Source organism: Candidatus Enterovibrio escicola (assembly GCF_002464935.1).
Classification (GTDB): domain Bacteria; phylum Pseudomonadota; class Gammaproteobacteria; order Enterobacterales; family Vibrionaceae; genus Enterovibrio; species Enterovibrio escicola.
This window is the reverse complement of record NZ_NBYY01000028.1, coordinates 95,270-113,972: the sequence shown is the minus strand read 5'-3', so window position 1 is coordinate 113,972 and position 18,703 is coordinate 95,270. Positions and strand designations below refer to the sequence as shown.

At 40.9% G+C, this 18,703-nt stretch carries 18 protein-coding genes and 1 pseudogene; all 19 read right to left on the bottom strand.

Annotated elements, in window-relative coordinates; all coding sequences use genetic code 11:
* Window positions 1-130: 130 nt before the first annotated feature.
* Window positions 131-1,039, bottom strand: a pseudogene (locus BTN49_RS09370) (IS5 family transposase).
* 1,133 nt (window positions 1,040-2,172) lie between these two features.
* Complete coding sequence (locus BTN49_RS21090) at window positions 2,173-2,481, bottom strand: hypothetical protein (protein ID WP_394336671.1); 309 nt, start codon at window positions 2,479-2,481, stop codon at window positions 2,173-2,175.
* A 75-nt stretch (window positions 2,482-2,556) separates the two neighbouring features.
* The gene (locus BTN49_RS09365; RefSeq protein ID WP_097356970.1) at window positions 2,557-2,982 is read right to left on the bottom strand and encodes a DUF2802 domain-containing protein; all 426 of its coding nucleotides are present in this window, start codon (window positions 2,980-2,982) and stop codon (window positions 2,557-2,559) included.
* Entirely contained in the window at window positions 2,983-3,471 is a 489-nt protein-coding gene (locus BTN49_RS09360; RefSeq protein WP_097356969.1) for a chemotaxis protein CheW, read from the bottom strand.
* A 24-nt stretch (window positions 3,472-3,495) separates the two neighbouring features.
* A complete protein-coding gene (locus BTN49_RS09355) occupies window positions 3,496-4,458 on the bottom strand; it encodes a chemotaxis protein CheW (RefSeq protein WP_097356968.1) in 963 nt (320 codons plus the stop codon).
* Window positions 4,448-5,227, bottom strand: coding sequence for a ParA family protein (locus BTN49_RS09350; protein WP_097356967.1), 780 nt, complete (start codon window positions 5,225-5,227; stop codon window positions 4,448-4,450). The genes BTN49_RS09355 and BTN49_RS09350 overlap by 11 nt, the downstream gene beginning before the upstream one ends.
* A gap of 9 nt (window positions 5,228-5,236) precedes the next feature.
* The gene (locus tag BTN49_RS09345; protein ID WP_097356966.1) at window positions 5,237-6,364 is read right to left on the bottom strand and encodes a protein-glutamate methylesterase/protein-glutamine glutaminase; all 1,128 of its coding nucleotides are present in this window, start codon (window positions 6,362-6,364) and stop codon (window positions 5,237-5,239) included.
* A gap of 17 nt (window positions 6,365-6,381) precedes the next feature.
* Window positions 6,382-8,532: a chemotaxis protein CheA gene (locus tag BTN49_RS09340; RefSeq protein ID WP_097356965.1), complete on the bottom strand. Its 2,151-nt coding sequence runs from the start codon at window positions 8,530-8,532 to the stop codon at window positions 6,382-6,384.
* 9 nt (window positions 8,533-8,541) lie between these two features.
* A complete protein-coding gene (locus tag BTN49_RS09335; RefSeq protein WP_097356964.1) occupies window positions 8,542-9,261 on the bottom strand; it encodes a protein phosphatase CheZ in 720 nt (239 codons plus the stop codon).
* Window positions 9,262-9,296: 35 nt separating this feature from the next.
* Complete coding sequence (locus tag BTN49_RS09330) at window positions 9,297-9,665, bottom strand: chemotaxis response regulator CheY (RefSeq protein WP_097356997.1); 369 nt, start codon at window positions 9,663-9,665, stop codon at window positions 9,297-9,299.
* A 49-nt stretch (window positions 9,666-9,714) separates the two neighbouring features.
* Window positions 9,715-10,437: an RNA polymerase sigma factor FliA gene (locus BTN49_RS09325; protein ID WP_097356963.1), complete on the bottom strand. Its 723-nt coding sequence runs from the start codon at window positions 10,435-10,437 to the stop codon at window positions 9,715-9,717.
* Window positions 10,430-11,317: a MinD/ParA family protein gene (locus BTN49_RS09320; RefSeq protein WP_097356962.1), complete on the bottom strand. Its 888-nt coding sequence runs from the start codon at window positions 11,315-11,317 to the stop codon at window positions 10,430-10,432. Before BTN49_RS09320 ends, BTN49_RS09325 begins: the two co-directional genes overlap by 8 nt.
* The gene (gene flhF / locus BTN49_RS09315; protein ID WP_097356961.1) at window positions 11,310-12,947 is read right to left on the bottom strand and encodes a flagellar biosynthesis protein FlhF; all 1,638 of its coding nucleotides are present in this window, start codon (window positions 12,945-12,947) and stop codon (window positions 11,310-11,312) included. The genes BTN49_RS09320 and flhF overlap by 8 nt, the downstream gene beginning before the upstream one ends.
* A 31-nt stretch (window positions 12,948-12,978) precedes the next feature.
* Window positions 12,979-15,084, bottom strand: coding sequence for a flagellar biosynthesis protein FlhA (gene flhA / locus BTN49_RS09310; RefSeq protein ID WP_097356960.1), 2,106 nt, complete (start codon window positions 15,082-15,084; stop codon window positions 12,979-12,981).
* A 106-nt stretch (window positions 15,085-15,190) separates the two neighbouring features.
* Complete coding sequence (gene flhB, locus BTN49_RS09305; protein ID WP_097356959.1) at window positions 15,191-16,324, bottom strand: flagellar biosynthesis protein FlhB; 1,134 nt, start codon at window positions 16,322-16,324, stop codon at window positions 15,191-15,193.
* The gene (gene fliR / locus BTN49_RS09300) at window positions 16,324-17,121 is read right to left on the bottom strand and encodes a flagellar biosynthetic protein FliR (protein ID WP_097356958.1); all 798 of its coding nucleotides are present in this window, start codon (window positions 17,119-17,121) and stop codon (window positions 16,324-16,326) included. Before fliR ends, flhB begins: the two co-directional genes overlap by 1 nt.
* Window positions 17,122-17,135: 14 nt before the next feature.
* A complete protein-coding gene (fliQ, locus tag BTN49_RS09295) occupies window positions 17,136-17,405 on the bottom strand; it encodes a flagellar biosynthesis protein FliQ (RefSeq protein ID WP_097356957.1) in 270 nt (89 codons plus the stop codon).
* Between the two features lie 9 nt (window positions 17,406-17,414).
* On the bottom strand, window positions 17,415-18,248 hold the full coding sequence (gene fliP, locus BTN49_RS09290; protein WP_097356996.1) for a flagellar type III secretion system pore protein FliP: 834 nt from the start codon (window positions 18,246-18,248) through the stop codon (window positions 17,415-17,417).
* Window positions 18,238-18,648 carry a flagellar biosynthetic protein FliO gene (gene fliO / locus BTN49_RS09285; protein ID WP_097356956.1) on the bottom strand — a complete coding sequence of 137 codons (411 nt, stop codon included), beginning with the start codon at window positions 18,646-18,648 and terminating at the stop codon, window positions 18,238-18,240. Before fliO ends, fliP begins: the two co-directional genes overlap by 11 nt.
* Between the last annotated feature and the right edge of the window lie 55 nt (window positions 18,649-18,703).

Below are 18,703 nucleotides of genomic sequence, written 5' to 3'. Positions count from 1 at the left end.
ATTATTAAATTTATGTTTCATCAATGACGCACATTAGTTAACTTTTTCAGGGGTCAACAAAACTAACTCCCTACGGCATTGTTGATTAAATCAAGCCTATAACTCACTGATCCCAATCTTTTTTACAGTCTTAATTTGTTTGATGGCGAGCAGTCATATAGAGTCTTATAACTTTGTTAATCTCTTTCATATTTGCCAGCACTTCACCAATTCTAGCATTTTAATTACGAAGAGCGAGTTTAGATCTGAACAACTGTTTATAGAGAAACATTGCTGTCTCTGCTAATGAGCGTTGGTGATAACCACTCTCCTTTTCCACTACGCCAGTTTATCCTCTTTCAACGCCTTTACTGCTTCATTTCTAGAATACCCTTCCTCCCAGTACCCCGCGTCGCTTAGAGGTGGAATACTGAGCGTTAGTCCTTTGGTTTTCAATACGTGGTGACATGCTTTTGTGTCATAGTATCCATTAGCACTGACTTGCTGTATCTTTCGTCATGATGGATTAATCAATGTAGGTAAAACTTCATTGTCACCCACATAAACTAGACTAACTTCTGCAGCAATAACCTCATGCGTAAACACATCAACGGCAAGATGAAGTTTTCGCCAGATACGCCGCTTATCCTTACCTTGTTTACGCGTTTTCCATTCACCTTTGACGTATACCTTTACGACCTGTGGTATCAATAACGACGTGGGCAACAGCTCCTTGACGCGGTAAACGGTACTTAAGTTCTACGGTCTTCGAACGCTTACTAATGCAGGTGTATGTAGGGAATTTAAGCGGGATATCCATCAACGTAAGAACCGTACTGAAAAAACCTTCTAATCCACGATTTAGAAGCCTGAAAATATCTTTCGCCGTTAGTGCGGGTTCAATCTTGGTATCTGAAAATATAAACCCACGGCCGTGATGATTTAGATAATGCCATGCCTTAATGGCAGCGACGTTTATCCAAAAAGTAACTGAACTTCGGTTTACTAATACTTGATTATATTGTTTCCAGGTGCTGATCTTGTGTTTGCCCTTCCCCATCATAACCTCCAGCTTAACTCCATGATAATTTGATCGTAGGAATTGCAATTAGTGCAGATATTTAGGAAACAACACCACGCCGTATTAGTACCATATGTTTCACTTTTTTATGGTCCTGTTAAGAAACAGATTATTCTTCTATCCGCTACTCATATAGATTGTTTTGTATAAAATATCTGTTTTTTCATGGAAATCATTATAACTACCATTGGTACTAGATATCGTTTTTCCCACACACTAAAACAGTTAGAAAGCAGTCATATTTCTAAGCCTTACAGTTTAAATATACATACACGGTATGTCAGGCAGGGATATAAGAGTAAATTATTAAACTTGCTATAAATGCTGTTTTTAACCACATTCCCTCTTTTTATATAGGAAGCAGATGAGCAATGGTTTTGCTTAGATTCCGAAATAGCCAGCACTCATTTTGTTACGAATGAGTGCTTCGATTGAAGAAAATCATTACTCACGCAGGTGGTTGTCGTAAAAGAAGGACATTCAATTTACTTTTCAATCTGTTATCCCTATTCCATGTTGCATTTTAGTGCACAGCTGATTTCAATGTATACGATATACTTGCCGATAATTTCGCTTAGGAATGATATTTTTTCCACCTGTAGGCTTTACATGTTCTCTGAATTACCTGCTGTCATAAGCCTTATCAGTAACTATACTATTGACTTCGAAAAGGTAGTTTAAAAAACTTTTTGCATGAATAATATCGTACCTTTGTCCTTTTGATAATTAGAAGTAGTTAAGCAAGACGCCTCTTTAGCGAATTACCGCTACAGTTTTTTCCTATTTATCATGCTTTGAAATCACTACCCCAGTACTGTGTGGATGCGCTCAAACAATTGAGCCTTCAATACAGACCCATTTGAGTTCAGAAATTTTAAATAACTCTTCAAAAATTTTTTCTAAACTGCCTTTTTTAGGCCAAAGTTTAAATCGTTAATTCACACTTCTTAACCCTTCAAATAAACATGGTAAATGTCACCATAGAATACCAGTTCACATCTGATGTTGAATACTTTTAATAGTCATTTTATGTTCAAACTTGTCATAAAAACGACCAATATTTTCATTAGTTGGAGTAACAGAGTTCATAGCAATTATCAGTTAACATGGTTTTAGGCATAGTGTTGCAGGCTAAATTTATTTTTGGTGAAGTGATTAAAAGGCTTCACCGTGCAGTTCAGAGAACACTCATGAAAGATCAACACGCCATATTTACCTCTATTAGAGGTACTTAGCCTTGTCGATAAGCACAGGGCGACAGGGAGTAAATATGGTGTATAGCACTTTCTTAAAATAAGACAATTCCAAAGCCTCATCACCTTTCGTGTCCTGTTCTTCCGTGTATTCATGATGATAGTAACCCCTTTCTCGATGAGTGTTGCTTCAAGGGAGACAACTAAATATTTTTTATCGCTATAGATAATGATCCCCTAATATTATCTGGCCATATCAGCTTGAATCACTTGTTATGAATCTGCCACAGAGGGTGCTAAGACTTACCTAACTATACGCTGTTTTTTGATGCTGAGGAGAAGTTCAGCTTCCGCTTTTGGAAGATCACACTCTTCCATCAATTCATAAATATCTGCACCTAACTCTACCATTTTATTTGCACGACTGTAGAGACGCCCTTCTGGATCACACATCTCCAACTCGTTTTGTTTCTCAATAAGATTGTCGAAACGTTCAGACAATTCTGCAAGTTTTTGACTCATACCCATCGAACCTGAACGTAATTCATTGAACTGCTTTATTAGGCTCTCTTGTTTCTGACGGAAATGTTTACATAAAAGTTCCATAGCTTGAAACTTGACTTCTAATTTTATCCTAGACTTGTTCCCTCGATAAAGCAACAAAGAAACAACCAAACTGACGACGGTAGAAACCCAGAATGGAAACCAATACAATACAAAGTCAAACATTCACAACACACTCATATCAGACCACTCTTCGTCAGAGAGCAGTTTATTCAGGTCTACGAGAATCAATAGGTTACCGTTACGATTGCTCACTCCTTGGATAAATTTAGCGCTCTCATCCGTACCTACACTTGGTGTAGTATCGATTTCAGAGGTTTTTAGGTAAACTACCTCTGCCACACTATCGACCATGATCCCAATAACTTGGGATCCCGCTTCAATAACGATCACGCGCGTGTTGTCACTGAGCTCACCTTGTATCAAACCAAAGCGCGAACGTGTATCAATCACTGTAACAACATTACCACGAAGATTAATGATACCATGAACATAGTCTGGTGCACCTGGGACAGGTGCAATTTCAGAATAACGTAAAACTTCCCGTACCTGCATGACATTAATGCCATAGGTTTCGTTTTCTAGCTGGAAGGTTACCCACTGCAGGATCTCATCACTCACATTTTCTTTTTGAACTTCAGAAACTTGAGACATTCATTCCTCCCTTAACGTGCTGTTCTACATCAACGCCTTGGCATCAACACCTTGATTAAGCAGGGTAACAAGAGCTTCGACATGGAGAAGTGCACACATTTTCTCTTTGACTAATCCAGTTAACCATGGCCGTTTACCCACTTGTAATCTCCACTGCACTTGCTCAATTTTGAGTAATTCAGTCCCTTGTAGGACATCACAAGCCAAGCCCCATTTACTGTCGCCTAAGAGTACAATATAATTATAGTCATCTCGATGGTTATCATATGTTATTCTTTCAGCCATCATCCACTTTCCGGTATCCACAATATCAAATTGATGGTTCCGTTCGGTCTGTAATCCCAAATACCAAGCAGGTCGACCCATCAAGTGATTACACTCTTTCAGACGATGAATTCCACCAAGTTCTGCTAATGGTACAGCATAGGTCACACCTACGGATTCAAAAAACAAAACCTGAAACACATCTTTTGTCGTGATATTTTGCCAAGGAGAGACTATCTCTCTCTTTGTTTGTACCTCAGACTCATCATTAACGTAGATTTCTGTATCTACATGTGGATATGAAGCCATAACCTCTTTCACAGGCTCAATCACTTCATCCGCATATGCCATGAATGCGTTTTCAGTATTTTCAGTCTTTATTTCAACCAAGACCTCTTTGTTTGCCATAACATCAGTATCAATAACCAATTTTTGCTCAGAAATGATTTCCACTTCCATGTTTTCATCTAGTTTTAACTGACCAAACAGTTTTTCAACATGTGAAAGATCAAGCTCTGCTTGCATTGATGATACACCTGTAGACTCCACTGAATTGTTGATCAATCTAGACTGAAGCCTAAGTGTTGGTGTCACATTAAGATCTGCAACCGATTTCAATATCATATCTATATCTTCGAACTGAAACAGAACTTCGTCGAGCAACAACGCCTCAAAATAAGAATCCAGTGCCTGAATACTGGATATATCGCGATTATCTTTCATCCTGCTCAAGTCGTTCTAAATAAGAGAGCAATGTTTTATATGCAAACACACCACGACAATTCTTAGCGTAATACGAAGGTGGTATATGCTTTAAACTAGCATCACGAAATTTAGTATCAATAGGTACCGCCGATGACCAAATTTGACCTGGATACAGTACTTTTAGTTTTTGGAGGGTTTCAAGAGAGGCACGTGTACGTTTGTCATACATGGTCGGTATAATACACACCTTAAAAGCTGAACTCCGAGTTTTTTGCATAATTTGAAGCGTACGCATCATCCGCTCGAGTCCCTTCATAGCGAGAAACTCCGTTTGAACAGGAATAAGAATGCGGGTACTAGCTGCCATAGCGTTCACCATCATAACTCCTAGAATTGGTGGGCAATCAATGAGTGCGAAATCGTACTCTTCTTTTAAACATGCCAAGGTTTTTTTCAGCATCAAACCCATACCACCGCGGTTACCCATTGCACGATCTAACGTCGCCAATGACATATGCGATGCTAATAGATCGAGATTTTTATACATAGTATTTAGGATCAGTGGCTTAATCATGTCACGGTTGATAGTCTGCAACTGAAAGAGATCAAACAAGGAATAAGGAAGTTTATCTGAATCATAATTCAGATAAATCGTCAGAGACGCATGAGGATCTGTATCAATCAGCAATACACGCTTATTTCTCTCACTGAGAAGACCAGCTAAGGCAATCGTTGAAGTTGTTTTTCCAACACCACCTTTCTGGTTTGCAATGCTCCAGACTATCAAAACAAATCCTTATACTAGATTGAGTTCGACGAGGATGCGTTCAGCAACTCTATCGAGGGGAAGATCTTCGGTAGAAATCCCTGCTTTAACAACAGCACGAGGCATACCATAGACAACACAGCTTTCTTCATCCTGAGCCCATACTGTAGCACCCACTTCCTTTAACATTCTTGCACCCTCACGACCATCTGCTCCCATCCCTGTCAATACTAGGGATAATACTTTATCACCATAGGTCTTGGCGGCTGAACAAAAGGTCACATCGACACTGGGTTTATAATTCATTCGGTTTCCACCCTCAATAAGTCTAATACGAGCAGTACTATGATGACCTTTAATCATCATTTGCATACCTCCAGGTGCTAGGTAAGCAATACCGGCCTGTAGCTTGTCTCCATCTTCCGCTTCTTTTACTGAAATTTTGCATAGACCATTGAGACGTTGCGCAAAAGCACCTGTAAATGTTGATGGCATATGCTGGATTAACACTATTGGTATAGGAAAATTCGCTGGCAGGGCCTTTAATACTTGCTGTAACGCAACCGGACCACCTGTTGACGTACCAATTACCACCAATCTATACCGCTTACCACTGGCTTCAAAACATCTGCCAACAGATAGAAATTTAGAGGCTCTTCCATTCGAAATGGAATTTAATTGCTTTCTCATAGAAGACTCTGTTCCAAGGGGCACAGCCATTGCTGAACAAACGATATCTGGAGGACATCGCATAAATAAACGTTTCCGTGAAATTTCAACGATACGCTGCTGCAACAAAGTTGCAGCATCATCACGATTAAGTGCAATGTCTTCAAATTTCTTTGGTAAAAAGTCGAGGGCTCCCGCATCCAATGCATTGAGTGTTGCTTTTGCACCGTCATGCGTTAGCGAAGAGAACATCAAAATTGGCCTAGGGTTTGACTTCATGATTTCACGAACAGCTGTTATCCCATCCATCACAGGCATTTCAATATCCATTGTGATGATATCAGGCTTCAGTAACGCTACTTTCTCAACAGCGTCCTTTCCATTTACTGCACATTCGATGACTTGAAGACGAGGATCACCATTGATAATTTCACTAACACGGCGACGGAAAAAAATTGAATCATCTACCACCAATACTTTCACTACCATGTCATTCCTGTTTACTGTTATCGTCTAGCGTAACGTTTCAGCAGATTTTGAACATCCAAAATCAAGGCAATGTGCCCATCACTGGTAATTGTTGCACCCGCCATTCCAGGGGTGCCTTTAAGTAATTCATCTAATGGTTTTATGACCACCTCTTCTTGCCCAATAAGTGAATCAACCACAAACGCAACGGATTTGTGTCCCATTTGAACTATTACCACGTGCCCGCTTCCTAAATTCTCAACACCTGTTTTACATAACCACTCCTGTAAATAAAATAGTGGGATGGCTTTATCACGGACAATAAGTGTCAGCTGACCATCAACAGTATTGGTTTTAGACAAATCTAACGTAATAATTTCATTAACATTGGATAACGGAAATGCGAACGGGTTCTTCCCGATACCCACCATCAAAGTAGGTAGGATCGCGAGTGTTAGGGGAACTTTGATTGAAATTATGGTACCACGACCTAACACTGAATCGATAGAGATCGTACCATTGAGCTGAGTGATTGCGGTTTTCACCACATCCATCCCCACACCACGCCCTGAAATATCCGAGATCTCTATTTTCGTCGAAAATCCTGGTGCAAAAATTAGGTTAAATGATTCTAAATCTGACAGTCGTGCGGCGGCATCTACGTCCATCACACCACGATCAACCGCAATGCTACGAAGCTTGACAGCATCCATGCCACCTCCATCATCTTCTATAGTGAGTAGAATATGGTCTCCTTCTTGTGATGCAGCTAAAGTCACTGTACCCACGCGGGATTTACCGATTTTTTCACGAACGCCAGGCATTTCGATACCGTGATCAACAGAATTTCGTACCAAGTGAACCATTGGGTCAGCCAGTGCTTCAACCAAGTTTTTATCCAAATCAGTATCTTCACCACGCATTTCCAGCACGATATCTTTCTTCAGAACTCGTGCCAAATCTCGAACAACTCTAGGGAAGCGCCCGAAAATTTTTTTAATGGGTTGCATACGAGTCTGCATTACCGCGCCTTGCAAGTCAGCAGTTACCACATCCAAGTTGGTAACGGCTTTCGCCATGTTTTCATCATCACAGTCGGCTCCTAAGCTAACTAATCGGTTGCGAACCAGAACCAGTTCTCCAACCATGTTCATGATGGTATCAAGCGTCGAGGTATTAACACGGACAGTTTGATCAATCTGAGACGTTAATGATCTTTTATCTTCCATTTTTACTGGTTTTTGTACTGAAACAGTAGATCTCTTAACCTCCAATTCTTCCGATCTATATGTTGGTTTAGATGTTGGCTTCGATCCCATCTTGGGAGAAGATACATCTATAGGTTTAGCCTCAACTTTTGGAGCATCTGCCTTCTTAACATTGCTTTCTAATGGGCTTTTACCTTTACCGTGAAGCTCATCCAACAGATTTTCGAACTCATCGTCTGTTATTTCACCAGAGCTTGGACTCTCAACTGTTACATATTTAGATAGTGATTCCGCTGGAACAGCGTTACAAGTAACAGTAGGACTTTTACCTAAACCATGCAAATCGTCGAGGAGTTTCTCAAATTCATCATCAGTGATGTCATCACTATTAGAAGAAGGGGCTAGTGCTTCAGCATTTTGTAACGGATTACTCTTAGGGTCTTGGCCTTTGCCATGTAACTGATCCAACAAAATATCAAATTCATCATCAGTAATTTCATCAACTGAGCACCCTGCGATCACACCACCATCTACAGAGATTCCAGATGGATCAGTTGTAACAGCTTCTTCGATCAGTTCCTCTTCAGAAGAAACCGGTCTACTGTATTTGTGCAGAGCTTCTAATAACACAGGATCTGCTACATTAGTAGTTTCATTAGTTTGCACGCAAGAAAATTGAGCATTAGCGGTATCAAGTGCTTGAAGGATGATATCCATCATTTCAGATGTCAACTGACGACCTCCATTGCGAAGGTTATCAAAAATACTCTCTGCACCATGACAAGTCTCAACCAACTCTTGCAGTGATAAAAATCCTGCCCCGCCTTTAACCGTGTGGAAGCCACGAAAAATGGCATTGAGTAAATCGCGATCATTTGGAGATTTCTCTAAATCGACCAACTGTTCGGACAACAATTCTAGGATTTCACCTGCTTCAATCAGAAAGTCATGCAGGATTTCTTCATCCATTTCAAAGCTCATGACACACCCCTAAAAACCAAGACTTAAAAGTAAATCGTCTACATCATCCTGACTTTTCATCACTTCTTTTTCCTGACGAAGATCTTTAGTAACAATAGGCCCCTCAGCTTCGATTTCTGTTTTTTGTTCTATTTGTTTGTGGTCATCATCCAAACCAAATGCAGTCAGGATATCAACTAATTGGTTTTCAACTTCCTGCACTAAATCGATAACACGACGAATAACCTGTCCAGTTAAATCTTGGAAATCTTGCGCCATCAGAATTTCGGTCAATTGACCATGTAGCTTCGCCGTATCTCCTTCCACTTGCGTCAATAATCCGTCAATCTTATAACAGAGATCTTTAAAGCTAACTAGGTCAATTCGACCTCCCATTAGGTTATCCCACTGTGGACGAACCTGAGACAGGCATTTATGAAGGTTATCCGCAATTGGCAACGTAGCTTCTACTACATCCATAGTTCGATTTGCAGCAATCTCCGTTGTTTCTATAACAAATTTAAGGCGGTTTTTCGCATCAGGGATCTCAGTCGTCGCTAAATCACTAATTCTTGGATCCAAACGGAAATTAGCAAGAGAATCGTGCAGTTGCCGAGTCAATTTTCCTACTTCTTTAAAGAGCGGATTGTATGGGTCACTGGACATTTTTACCAGTAATTCATTTGCATCCTTCTTATTCCCTTCTTCGAGAAAACTGACCAATTTTTTAGCTTGCTCGAGTGTAATCATCGTATTTATAATCCTTCACTAGGCGAAGAAACAGATCACATACGCTGAAAAATCTTATCAATTTTTTCCTTTAACGTAGTGGCTGTAAATGGTTTAACTATATAACCATTAACACCAGCTTGAGCTGCTTCAACGATTTGTTCACGCTTTGCTTCAGCGGTAATCATCAGTACTGGTAGATGTTTTAGACTATCATCTGCACGAATGTTCTTAAGTAAATCAATGCCCTGCATGCCTGGCATATTCCAATCAGTAACTACGAAATCAATACCACCTTTCTTTAGGATTGGCAGAGCTGTTAAGCCGTCATCTGCTTCAACAGTATTGCTGAAGCCCAGATCACGGAGAAGGTTTTTAACGATACGACGCATTGTTGAAAAGTCGTCAACAATGAGGATTTTCACGCTTGTGTCCAAAGTTGCCTCCAGTGAGATCCCTTATAATTGTCGAAACTTACTTTGACCAAGCAGATAACTTGGTTCGTAACCGATGCATTGCTTGATTTTGTATCTGGCAAACTCGGGATTCACTAACCCCAATAATGGCACCTATCTCTTTAAGATTAAGTTCCTCATCATAATAAAGAGAGAGTACCAGAACCTCTCTTTCAGGAAGTCCCCTGATAGCTCTAGCTAGGTGCTCTTTAAATCTATCTTCTACAACTTGCTGAAAGGGAAGGTTCTCTTCTCTATTATTTTTTATAACAAAAGTATCTTCTTGAACCTCCAAACCCTCCATCCCAATGAGACGCCCAGAATAAATGTCGTTTAACGCATTATGGTATTGAGTAAGACTCATAGCCAAGCGTTTTGCTATTTCACTGTCATTAGGATCTCGTCCTAATTCTCCTTCCAGTTGCGCGATCGCATCCCTAATCTGACGGTTATTTTTGTGTACTGAGCGCGGTACCCAATCTCCTTTGCGAATGTCATCAAGCATCGAACCACGAATCCTAATACCTGCATAGGTTTCAAAACTCGCCCCCTTTGACGGTTTATAGTTTTTTTGCGCTTCTAGCAGGCCAATCATGCCAGCCTGTATCAAATCCTGAACCTGAACATTTGGAGGCAATTTAGCGACTAAATGATGGGCAATACGTTTGACCAGTGTGGAATATTGTTTTACAACTGACGCGGTTGATTCTCCTGATCTTCTATAGGTGAGAACCCTACTCACTTAGGTAATCTCCAGCTGCTTCGTCTCGAATGAGCAATCGCTCAACAAAAAATTCTAAATGTCCACTAAGGATGCGAGGTACTGGCCATGTCAGTGCTTTGTTTGCCAAAGTATTGACCGCCAGCGCTGCGGGAGAACTGGGGTATGCATCAACCACGACCTTTTGTCTCTTCACCGCCTGACGCACACGTTCATCTAATGGTACACATGCTACTAATTCTAGATTAGCATTTAAAAATCTCTCCGTTACACGAGTTAATTTCATGAAAAGCTCATGACCCTCTCGGTAACTATGTATCATATTAGTCACAATTTTGAATCGAGTAACACCATGTTCACGACTTAATAGTTTAATCAACGCATAAGCATCAGTGATAGAGGTAGGTTCGTCGCATACTACTATAACAACATCTTGCGCCGCCCGAGAAAAACTTAATACCATGTCTGAAATCCCTGCCGCTGTATCAACCAACAAAACATCAACTCCTTCATCTAAGGAACCAAATGCACGGATAAGACCTGCATGTTGAGAGGTAGAAAGCTCTGTCATTCCACGCATACCCGATGATGCAGGTATAATGCGCATACCATGTGGACCTTCTACGATAATATCCTTCAGGTCACAAATACCTTGCATAACATGACTGAGATTTTTTCCTACGCGCAGACCAAGCAACACGTCGATATTTGCCAGTCCTAAATCAGCATCCAACACCATCACTTTTTTACCCTGCTTCGCCATTGAAGTGGCCATACCGAGTGTAATGTTTGTTTTACCCACACCACCTTTACCGCCCGTAACAGTTATTACTTTGGTACGAGTAGAGTTTGTTAGTCGTCGGAGACCGCTTGCTTGATCATGGATAGTTGTATCAATCATAAAAGTCCGCCACATTCGGCTCTGGTATATCATGACTCCAGTAATGGTTTTGCTGCTCTGAATCTTGATCCATTAATTCACTGGCCTTGTTAACCAAATATCGACCACTAGCTTGGCGAATATCTTCCGGTACCCTCTGACCCTCAGCTAGATACATTACTGGAAGAGCATTTTCAATGGTAACACTGAGTAATTCCCCAAGACTAAGGGATTCATCCAGCTTCGTCAAAACACACCCTGATAATGGAATACGCCGGAAATGGTCGATCGTTTCCTGTAACACACGACGTTGTGACGTCGCTGGTAACACTAGTAGACTCCGGATATGTGAATCCTTGCTCTGAATTAGAGTATCTAGTTGTTCGGATAATCTGAGATCCCGTTGTCCCATCCCCGCTGTATCCAATAAAATCAGTCGTCGATGACGTAACTGGTATAAGATATCGGCCAATGCATCAGCATCTTTGGCAACTTTAACCGTGCAACCTAATATTCTACCGTACGTAGTAAGTTGCTCGTGCGCACCGATACGAAATGTATCCGTTGTCACCAACGCAATTTCTTCTGAACCAAAGTCCATAGCAGCCCGAGCCGCTAATTTTGCGATTGTGGTGGTTTTTCCTACACCTGTTGGTCCTAAAAGAGCTACTACACCGAGCATTTCTGATAAATTCTCGTTCGATGTAATCACCTGATCCGCCAGTAAATTAAGCAATTCTGACCATGCCTCACTCGGTGAAGTTTCTTCTGGAATATAGCCAGCAAGTTGATCAGCAAGCACCGGAGAAAGACCCATTCTCTCCAATCGTTTAATCAACATAGCCCTGAGCGGTTCTTTTCGCTCAACTTCTTGCCACATCAAACCTGCTAACTGATGTTCGAGCAGGTTACGGATAGTTAACATTTCTGTACGCACGGCTTCCATTTCACTTATTTGACGAGGAGACGAATTACACGATTCAACACGCATCTCTCTCCGATTGACTTCAACACGTTTTTGACAATATAACCTATCCAGATCTTGGCTTTTTGCTTGTTGCTGGGAGTGCGAATTAACATTGTTACGTTGCGAAATGGCATGGTTCTGAGAACTGCCATATCTATGAGAAAAATCATATTTTCGTACACCCCTATTGTCTGCAGAACTGTGTTGCATCAATGCATCTTGCGATACGTCATTACTACTATTTCCGTTCTGACCTTCTACTGATAACTGTGCCTTGTATAAAGATTCACTTTGACTACGACGCACCACATTTCCAGTATCATCGATACTCTGACTTTCAGGTAAATTAGATTGATAACAATCTAGCAAACTTGAAAACTTATTTCCAAGTGCACTTCCTAACGGTTTTTTTGTGGTTTCTTGGTCTACATATCGACGTATAGAGATCTTATCATCTGCGAGCTGGGATTTTTGTTGTGATCGATCCCTGCCTGATGACATTTGTGAGCGAACAACCTTGTTATCCACATAGTGTGTTGGCGTTTCTGTATCTATGGCCGCCACAATTTCGACTCCCCCCGTCACTTTTTTATTGGACATAATGACTGCATCAGCACCTAACGCTTCTTTCACTTCAGCCAATGCCGTTCGCATGTTTTTCGCAAAAAATCGTTTAATTTTCAAAATCGTTGTCCTGATTTACTGATGTTCAACATCAGTTCCCAACCGCTCTCACAATTCTTATTTGTTTTTCATCAGACACTTCTTGGTAAGAAAGAACCCGAAGCGTAGGAATAGTGTTCTTTACAAACTTAGCTAAAGTTGAGCGCAGTACACCGGATGTTAACAACACGGCGGGCTCACCCAACAATTCTTGCTGCTGTGTCGCTTCCGCCAAACTTTGCTGTAAACGCTCTGCCAAACCAGGTTCAATTCCAGTAGACTCGCCCCCCGACACTTGCATAGTTTTATGCAATATTTGCTCCAATTCTGGAACTAAAGTAATCACAGGTAATTCTTGACCGACTCCATTGATTTCTTGAACGATTAAACGCTTTAGAGAGATGCGAACTGCTGAGGTCAAGATGTCAGGATCTTGACTTTTTGGCGCGTACTCAGAAAGAGTTTGTACGATGGTTCGTATATCTCTAATAGGAATGGCTTCATTCAGCAGGTTCTGCATTACTTTTACCACCACACCTAATGAAAGGATATCAGGGATTAGCCCTTCTACCAGTCGTGGTGCCTGCTTCGCTAACAGCGAAATAAGGCTCTGTGCTTCTTCATACCCTAACAATTGCTCCGCATTATTCGTCAGCATTTGACTTAAATGTGTTGCCAGAACAGTCGCTGAATCAACCACGGTATAACCCAGCGCCTGTGCGTGTTCACGTTGAGATTTTTCAATCCACACAGCTTCCAAACCAAATGCAGGATCAATCGTTGATTCACCCTCAATCGAGCCAAAAATCTGTCCTGGGTTAATCGCTAATTCATTGTCAGGGCGGATATTAGCTTCGCCTACAGCTACTCCCATCAACGTAATACGGTAACTGTTTGGTGGCAGTTCAAGGTTATCTCGAATGTGAACCGGAGGAATAAGGAAACCAAAATCTTGCGACAACTTTTTACGCACACCTTTAACACGATCAAGAAGTTCTCCACCTTGGTCGCGATCAACCATTGAAATAAGACGGTAACCAACTTCCAGACCGATTACATCGACAGGCTGTACATCATCCCAAGAAAGGTCTTTGTGTTTAGACGAGATAGTTTCCTGTTCAGGTGTATTTTGTGTTATTAACTCAGCTGTTTCTTTCTTCTTAATTTTCCAGTAAGAAAAACCACCACATACTAAAGCCATTGATAAAAATGGAATATGCGGCATACCAGGAACAATTCCCATAACTACCAAGATACACGTCGATATGATCAATGCTTTAGGGTTTGAGACCAACTGGAATACTAACTCCTGCCCCATGTCTTCATCTATATTTTGACGAGTTACCATGATCGCAGCGCCAATAGACAGCAACAACGATGGAATTTGTGCAACTAGGCCATCACCAATAGTCAGAAGAATATAAATTCCAATTGCTTCCGTAAATTCTAAATCATGTTGAATCATACCAATAGCGAAACCACCGACGATATTCATCACCAGAATTAAAATACCTGCAATAGCATCCCCTTTTACAAATTTTGATGCACCATCCATTGAGCCATAAAAATCTGCTTCCTTAGTCACTTCTTCACGGCGAACCCTAGCTTGATCTTGGTTGATAAGACCAGCATTCAAATCGGCATCAATCGCCATCTGTTTACCTGGCAAGGCGTCCAATGTAAACCGAGCACTCACTTCTGATATACGTCCGGCACCTTTAGTAATAACTATAAAGTTAATTATCATCAATATGATGAATACAATCAAACCAACCGTATAGTTACCACCGATCACTACCGAACCAAAAGCTTCAATTACCTGTCCCGCCGCGGAGGGTCCTTCATGTCCATGTAATAATACTACACGCGTTGAAGCGACATTTAGCGCTAAGCGCAACAAAGTTGAGATCAGGAGAATGGTAGGAAATGCAGCAAAGTCTAGCGGTCTCCGAGTATATATTGTGACCAACAATACAACTAGAGACAACGCGATATTAAAAGTGAACGACAGGTCTAGCAGCAGTGAAGGCACGGGCAACACCACCATTGCCAATGCTGATAACACCACAATTGGTGCTCCGATGGCAGGCATCTGATGTCCGAGTATGAACAGAAATTTATCGTGAACCTTGTCGTAAGACAGCAAAGAGATCTTCATATGTTATCAAGCGTATTAAACGTTACCAATATATTAAGCAAAAAGCATGCCATATTTTTATCCAGTTATGTGTGGTTATTAGTATATTTGGTATAGTTCGCTCTGATCAGCGACGTAATTCTGTCGGTATCTGAAATTGTTTTTCCTCCAATGACTTAGGTTTGCGACCAGATCCTTTCTTGTACTGTTTAAGTTGAAAGACATATGCCAATAATTGCGCAATCGCCACGAATAAGCCATCAGGAATTTGTTGCTCAAGTTCGGTACTGAAATACACCGCACGAGCCAAAGAAGCCGCAGATACAATGGTAATATCATGGGCAGCAGCAATTTCACGGATTTTTATTGCCATAAAATCGGATCCCTTCGCCACAACAATCGGCGCACGATAAATTTTGCTGTCGTAACACAATGCCACTGAGTAGTGATCTGGATTAGTGATTACTACGTCGGCAGAGGAGACTTTTGTCATCATACGACCCTGTGCCATTTCCCGTTGCAACATACGAATACGCCCTTTTACTTCAGGTTTACCTTCACTGTCTTTATATTCGTCTTTAATTTCCTGTTTGGTCATTTTTAGCTGCTTCTTGTACTGCCAAATTTGAAACGGTACATCGATCGCAACGACCACTAATAATGAACTACAGATAATCATTACAAAATTTAGCAAAATATCTAAGGCGTGGTAGATGTTGGCAGGAAAAGTCTCAATGTTCAGCTGGTAGAAATCATAAACACTGGTCCACATAAGATAGAAAGCAGCACCGGATACCAGAAATACTTTAAGTATTGACTTGATCAACTCAACCATACTCTGTTTACCAAACATCCTTTTAATGCCTTGAATAGGACTAATTTTAGAGAATGTTGGTCGCACAGCTTTCCAAGAAAATGACACTCCTCCCAATGCCGATGCTCCAACTAGTCCAGCAAAAAACAAGATCAGCAAAATTAAGGAAAGCTGCCAAGCTAAATGGAAAATAGCGCTATAGATAATCAAACCTAGCGATGTGACATCAAGAATTTCTTCACGGGTTAAGGTGAAAAATTTTTGCATGATTTTTAGTAGCTCACCGCCCATCCCTCCACCAAACCACATCAGTGCCACCGCACCCATAAGAAGGACAACAATCGATACTAATTCCCTTGAACGCGGAACCTGACCTTTTTCCCGTGCCTGTTCCAGTCTTTTTAACGTAGCCTCTTCTGTACGTTCTTGATCATTATTTTCAGCCATCAACCACCTCCATCCAGGTAGCAATCAAGACGAATCAAGTCACAGATACTATTCAGACCCATTTTCCAATGATTAAGATACTGGGGCAGAATATCAAACAATAAATACCAACAGATCAGCAACCCAACCAACAATGAAAATGAGAACCCGAGAGAAAATATATTTAACTGTGGTGCAGCACGGGTCATGATACCAAAAGATAGGTTTACAGTGAGTAGCGCGATAATACCTGCTAGCGACATTCCTAACCCAACGCTAAACATGGTCCCAAACCAACTCGCCATTGCACGATAATCTGCGGATTGAAGACTTTCTCCTATCGGCAAACTTTTAAAACTCATAACCATCAGATTGAGTATTTGCAAATGTCCATTGGTGGAAAGAAAAATCATGGTTGCCACGAACATGAATAACTGACCTAACAGGGGGGTATTTTGACCATTAGCTGGATCAACCATTGAGGCAAACCCCAAACTAGACTGCATCCCAAGTATTTGGCCAAGTAATACGAAAGTCTGGATCACAAATTGAGTGACTGTACCCATTGCTATACCTATCAATATTTGCTGTATCAATAGCATACATCCACTAAAAGACAAAAACTCCACAGTGATAGGTACTATTGGTAGAACAGGCATTACTGTAAAAGTGATTGCAAATGATAAATACAGTCTTACTCTAATAGGTACGAAACGGGCACCAAAAAAAGTCACCGTCATCAACATGGATGAAATACGTGTCAGTGGCAAAAAGAATTGTGCCATCCAGTCAAGCAACATATTTGCTAGGTATTCCATACAGTCTGTCTCAGTTAGTACAGCAAATGTGGAATTTCCTCCACCAGACGGAAGAAATACTCCATCAACATCCGAGTCATCGAATGGCCAAAAAACATCAGCGCCAACAAAGTTGCAATAAGACGTGGTAGGAAACTCAAAGTTTGTTCGTTAATCGATGTCGCTGCTTGGAAAATTGCAACCACCAATCCCACGACTAAACCTGGAATAATAATGACTGAAACCATCACCAACACTTGAAATAGGGCATTCTGGAATAGTTCCACAAACGCTTCTGGTTCCATAACTCACTCTTACCCGAAACTGACCGCTAGGGTCGAGAGTATAAGGTTCCAACCATCAACTAAAACAAATAGCATCAGCTTGAACGGTAATGATACAATCATAGGTGACAGCATCATCATACCCATAGCCATTAGTACAGATGCTACAACTAGGTCTATAATAAGGAAGGGCAAAAATAGCATAAATCCAATCTGGAAAGCGGTTTTTAACTCAGAAGTAATGAATGCAGGGATTAGGGTTGTCATCGGCACATCTTCTGGATCCGTTACATCCGAACTTGACATATCAACAAATGTTTCTAAATCTTTCACTCTCGTTTGTTTGAGCATGAACTCACGAAGTGGAATTTGAACAAGATCAAACGCTTCTCGTGCCGAGATTTTTTCATTGAGATATGGCTGTACAGCCAAGACGTTCATCCTGTCAATAACCGGTGACATTATAAACAAGGTCAGGAACAATGAGATGCCAATAATGACCTGATTCGATGGTGTTTGCTGTAGACCCATTGCCTGACGTAGAATTGATATAACCACGACAATACGGGTAAAACACGTCATCAAGATAATAATCGCAGGCAAAAATCCTAGTATCGTCATCAACGCTAAAATTTGCAACGTAACCGAATAATCTTCGCTTCCACTAGGGTTTACTTTCATGGTAAACGCAGGGATTCCAACCCCATTTCCAACTAGGCTCATTGACGAATTACTTACATCATTAATCAAAGTTTCAGTGACTGTTCTAGATTCTGGTATAAACTCTTTTTCCGCAAAAACCAACGGTACGGAAAAAAACCAGCAAAGCGCTAAGAAAACAGCAGTAACGGATTTAAGACGCATCATTTTGTTTGAAGATCTGTTTGAGTTGAGACGAAGAATTCCCAGTTTCTCCAGCAGTTTTCGGTGGAGCCTTTCCAGTATTAAAAGGTATGTCAAGTTCTTTTAAAAATGTAATTTGCTGTGTAGTGATACCCAAGAGTAGTTGCGCACCGTTGACATCTAATATCACTATTTGCTCTTTATGCCCCAACTGTAATCGGCTCACAACTTTCATTTTTGATTTTTCAGTCATTAAAGACGGTATTCGCAGACGTCTAAGAATCCATGTCAGAGCAAAGATAATACCGATCACCAACAACAAGGCCACAAAGGGGGTAGCAATATTCACACTAGAGAGAGGTGCTGAGAAAGCGGTTGGAACGAACAGTAGTCCAAATATCGCTAAAAACATCAAGACCATGAATACTTAACCTAAATTTATATTTACGAAAGATTCACACAATAAATGCAATATT

Excerpts from the sequence above, each read along its gene's own strand:
- BTN49_RS09365 (WP_097356970.1), bottom strand. The coding sequence starts at position 2,982 with ATGTTTGACTTTGTATTGTATTGGTTTCCATTCTGGGTTTCTACCGTC.
- BTN49_RS09360 (WP_097356969.1), bottom strand. The coding sequence starts at position 3,471 with ATGTCTCAAGTTTCTGAAGTTCAAAAAGAAAATGTGAGTGATGAGATC.
- BTN49_RS09355 (WP_097356968.1), bottom strand. The coding sequence starts at position 4,458 with ATGAAAGATAATCGCGATATATCCAGTATTCAGGCACTGGATTCTTAT.
- BTN49_RS09345 (WP_097356966.1), bottom strand. The coding sequence starts at position 6,364 with ATGGTAGTGAAAGTATTGGTGGTAGATGATTCAATTTTTTTCCGTCGC.
- BTN49_RS09340 (WP_097356965.1), bottom strand. The coding sequence starts at position 8,532 with ATGAGCTTTGAAATGGATGAAGAAATCCTGCATGACTTTCTGATTGAA.
- BTN49_RS09335 (WP_097356964.1), bottom strand. The coding sequence starts at position 9,261 with ATGATTACACTCGAGCAAGCTAAAAAATTGGTCAGTTTTCTCGAAGAA.
- BTN49_RS09320 (WP_097356962.1), bottom strand. The coding sequence starts at position 11,317 with ATGATTGATACAACTATCCATGATCAAGCAAGCGGTCTCCGACGACTA.
- flhA (WP_097356960.1), bottom strand. The coding sequence starts at position 15,084 with ATGAAGATCTCTTTGCTGTCTTACGACAAGGTTCACGATAAATTTCTG.
- flhB (WP_097356959.1), bottom strand. The coding sequence starts at position 16,324 with ATGGCTGAAAATAATGATCAAGAACGTACAGAAGAGGCTACGTTAAAA.
- fliR (WP_097356958.1), bottom strand. The coding sequence starts at position 17,121 with ATGGAATACCTAGCAAATATGTTGCTTGACTGGATGGCACAATTCTTT.
- fliQ (WP_097356957.1), bottom strand. The coding sequence starts at position 17,405 with ATGGAACCAGAAGCGTTTGTGGAACTATTCCAGAATGCCCTATTTCAA.
- fliP (WP_097356996.1), bottom strand. The coding sequence starts at position 18,248 with ATGCGTCTTAAATCCGTTACTGCTGTTTTCTTAGCGCTTTGCTGGTTT.
- fliO (WP_097356956.1), bottom strand. The coding sequence starts at position 18,648 with ATGGTCTTGATGTTTTTAGCGATATTTGGACTACTGTTCGTTCCAACC.